General features: G+C 51.3%; 6 protein-coding genes. All 6 read left to right on the forward strand.

Features of this window, described 5'->3' with window-relative positions:
* Nucleotide 1: 1 nt before the first annotated feature.
* The 6 genes from O2597_RS11470 (at nt 2) to O2597_RS11495 (ending at nt 11,487) form a co-directional block, all read left to right on the forward strand.
* Nucleotides 2–826, forward strand: a complete 825-nt coding sequence (locus O2597_RS11470; RefSeq protein WP_269524931.1) for a tetratricopeptide repeat protein — start codon at nt 2–4, stop codon at nt 824–826.
* A gap of 38 nt (nt 827–864) precedes the next feature.
* Complete coding sequence (locus O2597_RS11475) at nt 865–1,692, forward strand: inositol monophosphatase family protein (RefSeq protein WP_269524933.1); 828 nt, start codon at nt 865–867, stop codon at nt 1,690–1,692.
* A 286-nt stretch (nt 1,693–1,978) separates the two neighbouring features.
* The gene (locus O2597_RS11480; RefSeq protein ID WP_269524935.1) at nt 1,979–3,385 is read left to right on the forward strand and encodes a hypothetical protein; all 1,407 of its coding nucleotides are present in this window, start codon (nt 1,979–1,981) and stop codon (nt 3,383–3,385) included.
* Between the two features lie 16 nt (nt 3,386–3,401).
* Nucleotides 3,402–4,292, forward strand: a complete 891-nt coding sequence (locus tag O2597_RS11485) for a hypothetical protein (RefSeq protein WP_269524937.1) — start codon at nt 3,402–3,404, stop codon at nt 4,290–4,292.
* Between the two features lie 23 nt (nt 4,293–4,315).
* Nucleotides 4,316–10,999: a Tle-like phospholipase domain-containing protein gene (locus O2597_RS11490; protein ID WP_269524939.1), complete on the forward strand. Its 6,684-nt coding sequence runs from the start codon at nt 4,316–4,318 to the stop codon at nt 10,997–10,999.
* On the forward strand, nt 10,996–11,487 hold the full coding sequence (locus O2597_RS11495; RefSeq protein WP_269524941.1) for a hypothetical protein: 492 nt from the start codon (nt 10,996–10,998) through the stop codon (nt 11,485–11,487). Before O2597_RS11490 ends, O2597_RS11495 begins: the two co-directional genes overlap by 4 nt.
* The last annotated feature ends 214 nt before the right edge of the window (nt 11,488–11,701 follow it).

An 11,701-nucleotide genomic window follows, 5' to 3' on the forward strand; every position in this document is an offset into this window, starting at 1 on the left:
CATGGCTTTGGTTGATACCCAGCGCTTTGCAATCCCCTGGCGTCGCCTGCGCTTGTTTTTCGCCTGTGCCGCCATTCTCCTGCTTCTCGGCCTGCTGACCCGCCCGATCGAGGGACCCGCCTGGGACTACGTCAAGTCCAGCCAGCCTGCCATGCAGCTCGATGCCGTCGAGGATGCCATGGGCGAGGGGCTGATCGTCGGGGTCTTCGGCGGCTTTCGTACCGTCATCGCCGACTTCCTCTGGATTCAGCTCAACCTGGTTTGGGAGAAAAACGACCGCGTCAAGCTCGACGCCATGGCCCGCCTCGTCACTTCCCTCGACCCGCGCCCGGATTTTTTCTGGATCAACGGTTCCCGTATGATCGCCTACGATGTCCCGCATTGGCGTATCTCCGAAGAGGGTGGCTACGACGAGGTCTCGGACGCCCGGCAGTATGCCATCAACGAGGAACAGGCCGAGCAGGCCTTCAGGTACCTGCGCCAGGCCATGGAGTACCATCCCGGCAATTACAAGTTCCCCCTCGAAATGGGCCAGATCTACCTTAACCGCCTCAAGGACGAAGCCAAGGCGGGCGAGTGGTTCCTCAAGACCTCGCAAATGGAAGGCGCGCCCTTCTTCGTCGAGCGGATCTATGCCGAGCTCCTGCGCCGTCAGGGCAAGAACGACGAAGCCTACGCCTACCTCAAGGACCTCTTTCGCCGCTTGCCGGATGACAACCCCTACGCCCAGAAGGGGATCGTCCTTGAGCGGATACGCGAATTGGAGGAAGACTTGAAAGTAGCCCCGCTGATGCGCTTCCAGCCGGATGCTGATTTCCTGAAATAACCATTGCCCGGGTCTGCGATCTGCTATGTTTCAGCAGCATGGTTAAAGGAAACAGCAGGCAGGCACGCGCAGAGTTCGAGCGGCAGATGCGCCATCGCATCAATGCCGGCCGTGTCGCCGTTCAGGGGCAGATCTCCTTTTTCAAGCGCCAGTTCGGGCAGGTCGCCAGCGAATGGAAGGAGGATGACACCCGCGTCACCTTCGCCGATTTTGCCATCTCCGAAAAGATCTTTGCCGAGCTCCGCCGTGACTTTCCCGAGGATGACTATTGCAGCGAGGAAATGAGCCCGCTGGACGAGGTACTCAGCTTGGAGGCCCCCTTCGCCTGGCTCATCGACCCCATCGATGGTACCAATAATTTCGCCCTCGGCTTTCCCCTCTGTGCCATTTCGCTCGCCCTCCTGCATGACGGTACCCCGGTCTATGGCTTACTCTACGATCACGCCACCGATACCATTCTGGAAGGCGGACCGGACTACGGCCTCTTCCGCAACCAGAAAAAACTCGACCGTAACCGCGCCGCGGCAGACGCCCAAGTCATGCTCGGGCTTCACTTTCCCATGCAGCCCGAAGTGATGGACCGCCTGCAGCCGCTTCTTTCCAAGTACCGCGGCCGCTGTATCGGTAGCGGCGCCATGACCGCAGCCTGTGTCGCCACAGGCTACCTGACCGGGGCGATCGACTACCGCGTCAAGAGCTGGGATATCGCCGCCGCCTATGCCCTCTGCCTCGCCGCCGGGGTGCGCTTTCACTTTATCGAGGCCTCTCCCTTCCCGATGAAGTCCTTCCATCCGCGCTCCGACTACTGTCCCTACTACGCAGGCACCGAATCCATCTGCGAGGAAATCAGGGAACTGATGGGCTAGTGGCTCCGTTGCCAACGGAAGTCTGTCCATTGCGCGCGGCCTGACCGATTGAGAGGGAGCGGCCAGTGGGAAGCGACAAATACCTGCTGCCTACGGTTCGTGGGCAATAAGTCTTCAAGCCTGGAGCTTCCATAGTTGTTTTGTGTCTCGTGGACTGTGCCCGGAGTTTCAGCCGCAGAATGTGTAATGTAAAATATGTGCTAAAACCGGGTGGGGGTTTTTAGCTGTTTGACATAACGTTCGTATCGTTAGGGAACTAACGCCGTTTTAAATAGTTGTTAGTCCGATGCGCCATTACATTTTACACTTATCCGCAATTGCCGGAGGCATGATTTTATCTTCAACGGCCCAATATGCCGGAATCGTGACTGCCACGTTTGGGCAGATGCCGAATGATCCGGCACCGAGGATAGGCGTGCTGGACGATGGGGAATCGACTCCGGTTTCTGTCACGGTAACCGCTTCAAATTATGCTGTGTCTCATTCGACTACTTATACATTTAAGTCGATCGATGGCGTTCATACCTTCTCATTTGATAGGCCTGTCACGTCCTTTGGTATTTCTGTTCGTACTTCAGCGGATACTGGAAAAAACCGGATGTTTCCGGTTGGGAATTTCAAATTGGTGCTGGCGGATGGTACTATTATTGAGGACGCCGGGTACAGTGTATCCATGAATCCATATGACGGGTACTGGCCTCAGGGAGATGTGGATTCCGAATTAGCTGGCGCCGTGTCGGGTGCGGGCAGGTCTGATAAATCCGCGCAAGGGGATTGCTATTGTGTCTTTGATGACGACCTGTCTATCGGCGTCGTCGCATTTAGCTTTGATGTGTTTAGTGAGGCCTTCCGAGGTAATGGCTATCTGGATCTATACGGTGACCCTGCACGCAAAGACTTGCATGTGCCCGGTGTGGCGCGTGTTGACGGTGGGCTTGATCTAGTGGGACATGGGCTTTCCGTTTTTTACTCGGAAGATGATTATACTTCAGGTGCGCATCCTGTCTTGGAGCTGAGAGCTGATGGGAGTATCTGGGTCGATCAGCAGGAATTCGGCCCCGGCCTACTGGAAGAATTGGATCCGGTTTTTTCCCGGAGTGTTGCGGGTGGGATTACGCAAGCCGATGTGGATTATTGGAATTCAGGAGTATCGCTTCTTCCGAATATGTGGCTAATTGGTGTTGGGAGCCCGACCTCACTGGATGGTGAAAACCTGGATCTCTACCTTAATTATTCTACTGGCGAGATCTTTCAGAAAGTTTCGGATTCTTGGAAAGCCTTGGGGAACTTGACAGGTCCGGCCGGCCCAGCCGGTCCGGCTGGAGAAAAAGGTGCCGACGGTGCGCCTGGGGAAAATGGAGCCGATGGTCGAGATGGATCGATCTGGCTACTGGGTGAGGGGGTCCCTTATGATGCAGATGGCGTCAGCGGCGACCTCTACCTGGATGTAAATACTGGCGATCTGTACCTCAAAACCCAGACGGGTTGGGGGAACCCGCATAGTAATTTAAAAGGACCGGCAGGCGATTCTCTTTTCACGAAAGCCGGCCCGGAAGTGTATTACACAAATGGCAAACTTGGCATCGGTACGTCTGCGCCATCTTCTTCATTGGAAGTGGATGGTGATATTACCGTTACGGGGTCGGTCGTCCTGAGATCTCCGAGTGGGGATATTCCATCTATCGCGTACTAGTCTGCATCCACTTGGAATGAAACGCATTAATGTGTTGTTCTCGATGAGTGCTCGAAGTTTGAAGATGGTAGCTTTGGTTTTGGCTTTCGGGGCGTCCGATCTGCTCAGCCAGCCGGACTGGTGGGTCGACTACGGATTAGTCGATGGAAGTCCGCGACAGGATGATGCGATTGCAACCTTGGGACAAGCAAAGCATGTAATCATGAAAGCCCACTCGTACCTGGAAGTTGAACTCTCCGAAGTTGGCGGTGCGGGACCTTGGTTGGACTCTTTTCTCTCCTCATTTTGTATCCAACCGCCTGAGGATTCAGGTTGCGATTTAGTTCCGCTGACCGTAGGACAATTGAAATATCTGGGAAAGCCGTTTTACGATCGACTGAATAGTCCTTTTGTCGGCCTTGATACCCGGGATATGAATCGGGAGTCACTCGATATTTATCCGTGGACTCTAGACGGAACCGATGATGAAGACCTTGCCTTGGCAACGTTGGGGCAGCTGAAGTTTGTTTTCAGTTTTGATCTCTCCGGACTGTCGCTGCCTCATGGATTTGTAGACTCGGACGATGACGGTCTGGCGGATGTCTGGGAATGGCGTGTGATCCAATCTGATCTCAGTGACAATGTCCGTTCGCTTAGTGAGGTGAAGCCAGGTGACGACTTTGATGCAGACCGCATCAGTAATCTTGAGGAGTTTTTCGCGAGTACGAATCCTCTGAGTTCGTTCAGTGCGGATGGTGATTCGATTCCGGATGACTGGGAAGTGTATTATGGTCTGGATGTTACTCCGGGCGTGGACAGTTCAGGTCACGATTCGGATTGCGATGGGGCCAGTAGCTTATCCGAGTTTGAAATGAATACGGATCCTACTCGGCGGGATCATCCGGATGTCTGCCTGATCCTTTACTAGCCTACCAAGTAGATCGTATACCGATGATGAAGTACATTTTTACCATTGTCTTGATTTGGTCATCCACCATCGCCGGTCTGGCCGGACAATCTTGCGGGCTCGCGGGAGCATCTGGGCTGATCGAGCCGCAGAGTCTGAATTTTTTTAGGACGGTTACGGAATCGCGTTTGATTGGTGTGCCCGAGTTTGAATCCAGCGGAAGCGAGTATCCCGTTCTCTATCGGAAAATTAGTTATACCGGAGGATGGACTGCTGACTATATGAAGATTTGCACGTTTTGTGTCGATCTTGAGCTAGCAAAGAGTGGTGGTGCTACATTCGCCGGTGCTGATATATACAATATTACAACCGGGGATCTGGAATACGGTGGACAAGCGAATGGAGGAAAGTTCGGGGTCTATCAAACGAGGGGGCTTTTGGACTTGAAGCCTACATGGCTTGGTCCGCTTTTTCCCGGTGAAAGTTTGTATGTAAATCCGTTTTACAAGTCTTCGCAAACGCCAACGACTCGGGTGTTCGCTAAGTACCCCTCGCCTTATGAGTGTTCGAGTACGGGCGAGTTGCAGTACCAGCTCGGGAATGGAGGTGGTGGGGAGTGGCGATGGCAGGGGGTTGGCTTAAGAACAAATGGTGCGCCGCCCACAATCACTTTATCTGAGCGTGATACATACGATGATGCTTTGGCTCATGCAAAGGGGCGTACCGGCAAGGAACCTAAAAAGGACAATGTTGCGACGGCATTCTACTCCGTAAAGGGGCGTTATGTGAGCGCTTCCAAGGTTCGTGCTGAGGCCCGATACTCGGGTGGGTGTAGCGGTAAGCGTTTTGTGATCGAGTATACCATGGTTACGACCGATCTTGAGGGGAATTTGATTAATAAAGAGACCGAAACAAAGACTGTGGCCTACGATTCGAACGGTAATTACGAATTCGAACATGAATATGAGGCGAAACTCGGAGAAAAGGTCGAATTAACTAAACTCAAAGCCACATTGATCTCTGATTGTAATACGGATTCGTCGAACCCGTATTTTACTTCGTCTTCGACGGGATCCGTTCACTGGGTGCAGGCATTGGGGCGGTTGAATCCGGTGAAAAGCGCTGGGACGCTCCGCTTGGACGAGGAAGTTTGGGATGATTTGGAATTTTCACCTGCAGATCTAACTTACCATAATCCGGACCCTTCGCGTATTATGGTAATTCATGATGCTTCGGGGGCGATTCGGCAAATCATTACACCCGGAGATGTTGTCGACCTTGCCGTGGATGAACCCGGAATTTCTTATTTTGTACGCATTTATAAGCTCGAACCTGATTGGAGTCCGGATTCGTTGTCGGGGCTTTATGAGGTGGAAGGACTGCCGCATACGCAGCGATGGATCGGCAAAGTCATTGTCGAAGGAAAGTCCTGTCTGCAGTTTAAGGATGAACTTGAGAACGGGAGCTCCCGCATCGAAGAATTCTACTATCAGCCGGATGTTTCATTCAAACGTATGGGGGAGTACCATTTTTCGGCTTGGACGAAGCGTGATGTCGTTGAAGACACGAGTGGGGTGCGAACTATTGTTCGTAAGGAGATCCGGGCGGAGAATAAGAACCGTGATATTGTGACTGCTTTTGAAATTGTTGAAGACGGGGTTGGCAATGTCTTAAGTCAGGTGAGGCGTCAATATAATGAGATTCAGGCAGGTGCCGGTACTAGTAGTGCCAATTCCACCTCTTTCTATTCTCGTTTCTCGGGAATTACCTCCCGGCAGTTGTTGCGAGAGTTTTACTACGAAGGTAGCGCGTCAACATGGACACGATCGGTGGCCTACGCATACGTAAACGATACGGCTTCTCCCTCATATCGAAGGATTCAATCCAGAGCCGATAGCCGTGGGGATTGGGTTAGGTATGTTTATGATCCGAATGGCCGGTTATATCAGGAAGTTAGCGCGTATCTGGGCTCGAGCCCGGATGATCCTGACTCATTGAACCGCGTGATGACTTATGCCTACTATGATTTGGACGATTTGAATGGGGACGGTCATGCTGAATCCATCAAAGAACAGACTCTTAATCTACTTGGTCATGATGTAAGTCGTAGTTTCGAGTTGGATGTGAGTGGTACGGTCAGTTTGGGAGGTGTGAGTGTCTCTGAGAAGAGATTCATTGATGCGGTGGACCCCTCTGCGAGCTGGGATCATTCGGATAATCTGGTCGAGTCGGTCTGGGAGTATGCGGACCCTGAATCCGAATTTTATGGGGATGTATATGCCAGTAGCCATGTCGATGGTACGGGGCGAATTTGGAAAGCGGTTCGTCAGGAGGATGGAAGCATTGAAATTACCGATGCTAGAGGTGCGCTGAATGATGTGTCCGCACCGACGACGGTGTTAGCCGGGACCCTCACAGTTAAGCATGCCGACCAATTCGGTGTATTGCTTGATGAAGTTGTTGTCGATGTTGAGAGCGGACTGGTGGTCGCACAGACCTTCTATTCGGACTTTGACTCCTACGGACGTGCCCAGCGCCTCGACTATCTGGACGGGACTTATGGTACGCGTTTCTTTGCCTGTTGCGGTCTTGAAAGTGTGACAGGCCGGGATGGCCTGATCACGACTTACGCTTACGATGATCTGAAACGGGTCGAATATACGACGACTGCCGCTGGGACCGACTCGCAGCAGATCATGCGGAAGGTCTTCGATGCTGCGGGAAATTTAAAGAAATATTTCGTCGGTCCGGACGAAGCGACCCTTTCCTTGGTCGCGGAGTATGACTACGACTATAGTGGTCGGCAGCTTGCGTCTCGGAGCCGTTATTTGGATGCAGCTCCTTCCATGTCGCGCCAGACAACTATAAGCGAAGTGCTTGATTCAGGCTATCTTGTCAGTACCACGACATATCCGAATGGAAGTACGTTGATAGAAAAGTTCTATCCCGACGGTTTCTTGTACGAGACGGGTGGAACTGCTGCGCAACAAGTGCGCTATACCCAGGGAGTGGAGGTGGACGCGACCCTCGGTTATGCGGTTCGCACAGAAACCCAGACCTACTTGCACTCGGACGGAAGTCTCTCTGCCGAGTATGTGAAGACCTACCTCGATGCGCTGGGGCGGGTGTATAAGACGGAAACCCCGGCTGCGGGTGGGGGGATCGCGGTGACTCGAAATGTTTATAATCTTAAAGGTCAGCTGAAGTCGACTGAGGATCCAGACGGATTGGTTTTGCTCTATGCTTATTCTATGGATGGGAAACGCGAGATCACTGCTCTTGACGTAAATGGAAATGGCGAAATTGACTACGGCGGTAGCGACCGTATTTCCCGTAATCGAAGAAAGATTACTACGCGTTCGGAACAGGAGGGGACTTATTCTGTTCTTCGCCGAACGTCAGAGGTCTGGGAAGTGGAAGGGGCAGATACGTCTCGGGTGGTATCGCAAAATGATACAACGATCGGGGCTCTGGCTAATGGAGAAATCGGGACGATTTCCTGGAGCACAGTTTATGATCAAACCGCAGTGACCCGGAGCCTGATCGACCGGGAGAATCTTCGACGGGTAATCACGAGTATCTTTCCTGATTCCAGCTACCAGGTGGAAGTTGTCGCTAGTGGCTTGAGGGAAAGTAGTACTCGCTATGACCGCGATGACATTGTTCTATCGCAGCAGACATTTGAGTATGATCGGGCAAGCGAAAATCGTCTTGAAGTTGTTTCTGATCTCTATCTCGGACGAACGAGTTATGAATATTACGGTGACGGCCAACTAAAGTCCGTCACAACGCCGGACCCCGATCTGTCCCAAGGGGGAGAAGGATACGATCCACAGACGATGTCTTATTCCTATACGGACGATGTCGCCTTGATCAGTCGTGTCGCGACATTGCCCGATATGAGTACGGTCACAGAGCATTTTTACCCGACAGGGAAGTTGAAGGAGAAGCGGGGGAGCCTTACCTATCCTGTTGCTTACACTTATGACTATGCCGGACGCCTGCGAACACTGGCTACCTGGAAGGACCGTTCGGCTGAGTCGGAATCTGTGCTGACTGCTTGGGAATACTATGCGAATGGCTTGCCGAAGCAGAAGTGGTATGATGCTGATGTCACGAATGACGGCGGTATCGGCGGCATGGAAGGTCCGGTTTATACCTATACCTCTGCGGGGCGCTTAGCGACAAAAACGAATGCGCGTGGTACGGTGACGACCTATTCTTATCATTCAGGATCGTGGGATTTGAGTGGTATTGCGTATGAAGACGCCCTTACGCCTTCAGTTAATTACCCGCTTTATGACCGTCTCGGTCGGGTTGAAGTCATTGCTGACGGATCCGGTAGTCGAACGCTTTCGTATAAGTGCGGCCAACTCCTAAGTGAAACATATACCTCGGGCGTATTGGAGGGCTATGCCGTCGATCGCCATCTGGATGAGTTGAATCGTCAGGATCGACTATCCCTAACCTCCGGTTCGCTGGAGCCGTACCGTGTTGGATACGCCTATGATAGTGCGTCACGTCTTCAGTCGGTGTCGTATGGATCGCATTCTGTCACATACGGCTATGACCCGACATCGGAACTTCGTGAGACTCGAGTCTTCAATAACGGGAGTCGGGATGTACTTGGTGTTGAAGAGCGACGCGACAATCTCAACCGTCTAAGGAGTGTTGCCACCGATAATCTCCAACTCGGGACAAGTGATTCGCATGATTACCTGTATAACGAGCTAAACCAGCGCACCCGGCACACCCGCGGTGATGGCTCTTATTGGAGTTATGCCTACGATGCGCTGGGGCAATTGGAGCAGGCGGTGCGCTACAACAGAAATGCTGTCCCGATGCCCGGCTACAACTACGGCTATCTCTTTGATGATATTGGCAACCGTGTAGAAACAGAGACCAACGGGCGTCCCTCTAGTTACAAGTCGAACAATCTGAACCAATACGAAGAGCGTGAGGTGCCTCGTGTACTTGATGTGCGAGGTACGGCCGTTGCCGGATCTACGGTTACCGTAAATGACTTCCCGGTAACAAGGCAGGAAGAAGCATTTTACCATGCGCTCGATGTGAGTGATGGAGGGGATGCCGCGCAGCAGGTGGAGGTTCGCGTGACAGCTACACTGCCGGATGGTGGCGATAACAACGCGCCACGAATCGCTGAGGCCGAAAAGAGTGAGTACCTTCCCCCGAATCCGGAAAGATTTAAATACGATGCGGATGGCAATCTCATCCAGGACGGCAAGTGGTCCTATGTCTGGAATGCCGAGAACCGCTTGATCCAAATGGAAACCCTCGCGATCGCCTATAACGCAGGAGCACCAAGGCAGAAGCTCGAATTTAAGTACGATTCACAAGGTCGTCGTTTCTCAAGAAAACTCAGCCAATGGGATGACTCGATACTTGCTTGGAAACAGCTTCAAGAAGTCAGGTTCCTTTATGACGGCTGGAACCTGATCTATGAGCAAATCGTCGACAGTGAAAACGGCCCCGGGTACAATACCTATGTCTGGGGCAAAGACCTTTCCGGTTCCATGCAAGGCGCAGGCGGAGTCGGGGGGCTGCTAGCAGTCACCACCAGCGATACCGGTTCGACATTCTACCCCGCGTATGATGGTAATGGAAATGTCGTGGCTTACTATGATTCACAAACCGCCGAAGCCGTTGCCAATTTCAACTACACCCCATTCGGTGAGTGCCTGTCACCGCCAGTCAACCAGCAAGGCCTGTCCTTCCGCTTCTCGACAAAATACCAGGATCCCGCTTCCGGGCTACTGTATTACGGCTTTCGATATTATGATCTGGGCGGCGGCAGATGGTTGAATCGGGATACTATTGGGGAAGGAGGTGGGCTGAACCTATATGCTATGGTCGGTAATGACTTTATTAGTAAGTGGGATTACTTGGGTTTGAACAGTTCTAGTGCGCGCGAGCGAAGCTTTGAGTCTCGCCGAAGAATGAGAACCGCTCTAAAAAAGACAGAATGTGATGATCTGCTCAGGCTATTGTTGCTAGCGCGGTTATCAGCAGCAACTTATGATGGCGTGCCTACTCCATATGGTTGGAAAGCATTACATAAAACAGATCCATCCTCTGGGTTGTCCTATTCTATTTTCTCGGGACCTAATGGGGAAAACGTCATAGGATTTCGCGGGACAGATATGACAGAGTTTGCTGATTGGTTATCAAATTTGCGCCAAGGAACAGGTGGGAATGCGAGGCAGTATGCACAGGTCTACGCTCTGGACCAGTTAGCGAATGATTATCCTAATGCAGAAATTATTGGACACTCGCTTGGAGGAGGTCTTGCCTCATATTTTGGAATTAAGCATCAACGGAAAACGACGACGTTTAATGCTGCAGGCCTGCACAAATATAGTCTCGGTCAAGTTGGATCAACCCGCATTGATGCGAGGAAATACGTTGATGCATATTATGTTTACGGGGAAGTTCTTAATCTTGGGCAAGATGTGGTAGGAAATTCATTATTAGATTATATACCATCGCCCTTGCCGGCATTGAATGATCTTGGGCCTAATGCCGTCGGTGTTAGGCATGGATTATGGCCTGATTTGGCAGATAACGAGCAGTTGAAGAATGTATCCATCACAGGTTTTATACCGGGACGCAGCCTTATGAAGTTGGGCGAACTATCGATAGAACTTCACTCAATGAACGAGGTTATACAGGCAATTCAGGCGCGACTCCTTAAAGAATGCTGTCTATGAAGAATATTTCACGATTCATACTCTTTGTCATTATGTCATTTCTGGCGTTTGGTTGCTATGATCAAAGAAAAGCCGAATCCATTGGTTTTAATGAATTCGAAGACGTAAAAAAGTTCGATGATACCTTTGAGGTTCATGTGTATTGCATTGACAGCCTCAAGGGGGTGGGGGGCGGTCTTTCATGGGTATCTCAGACTATTTTATATGACAGATATATCATAGACTTAATCTTTGATGTGGAGGTCTCGCGATCTGGATCATTGGCAGTTAAAAAAACATCACCATTGAACGTTATTGTATATGAGGTTGATGATGTCTCTACTGATGTTGAAGGAGAAGTTACAATGATCACCAAGCGTGAACTAGGCTCTATTTCTGAGCAAGAATATGATTCAATTACAAGTGCTGAAGATATATTTGAAGTGATTGGAGTTAAGGTTGTTAAAGGACAACCTGTTGCTAACATTCGAAAGGTTTTGAAGCGCTGAGTTATAGAGGTGAGTTGGTGTTTGCTGCCCCCTTTTGGTATTATTTCAATGAAGTATACATCTGTAAGCACATTGTGCTCCACACGATTCTGAAGTGGACCCGAACCTTGGACAGGTTGCAGTGATTGTTTAGATGTAGTCCAGTGGAGCTTCGGATGGAAGTCCAGACTGGAAGGTTGTTGGATGTTGTTATTGGTGGTGGGCAGCTGCCTTC

This window comes from Coraliomargarita parva (genome assembly GCF_027257905.1).
In the GTDB taxonomy this organism is placed as follows: Bacteria; Verrucomicrobiota; Verrucomicrobiia; order Opitutales; family Coraliomargaritaceae; genus Coraliomargarita_A; species Coraliomargarita_A parva.

What these genes read in the sequence shown, in the direction of transcription:
- O2597_RS11480 (WP_269524935.1), top strand. Translation starts at nt 1,979, where the DNA reads ATGCGCCATTACATTTTACACTTATCCGCAATTGCCGGAGGCATGATT.
- O2597_RS11475 (WP_269524933.1), top strand. Translation starts at nt 865, where the DNA reads ATGGTTAAAGGAAACAGCAGGCAGGCACGCGCAGAGTTCGAGCGGCAG.
- O2597_RS11470 (WP_269524931.1), top strand. Translation starts at nt 2, where the DNA reads ATGGCTTTGGTTGATACCCAGCGCTTTGCAATCCCCTGGCGTCGCCTG.
- O2597_RS11485 (WP_269524937.1), top strand. Translation starts at nt 3,402, where the DNA reads ATGAAACGCATTAATGTGTTGTTCTCGATGAGTGCTCGAAGTTTGAAG.
- O2597_RS11490 (WP_269524939.1), top strand. Translation starts at nt 4,316, where the DNA reads ATGATGAAGTACATTTTTACCATTGTCTTGATTTGGTCATCCACCATC.
- O2597_RS11495 (WP_269524941.1), top strand. Translation starts at nt 10,996, where the DNA reads ATGAAGAATATTTCACGATTCATACTCTTTGTCATTATGTCATTTCTG.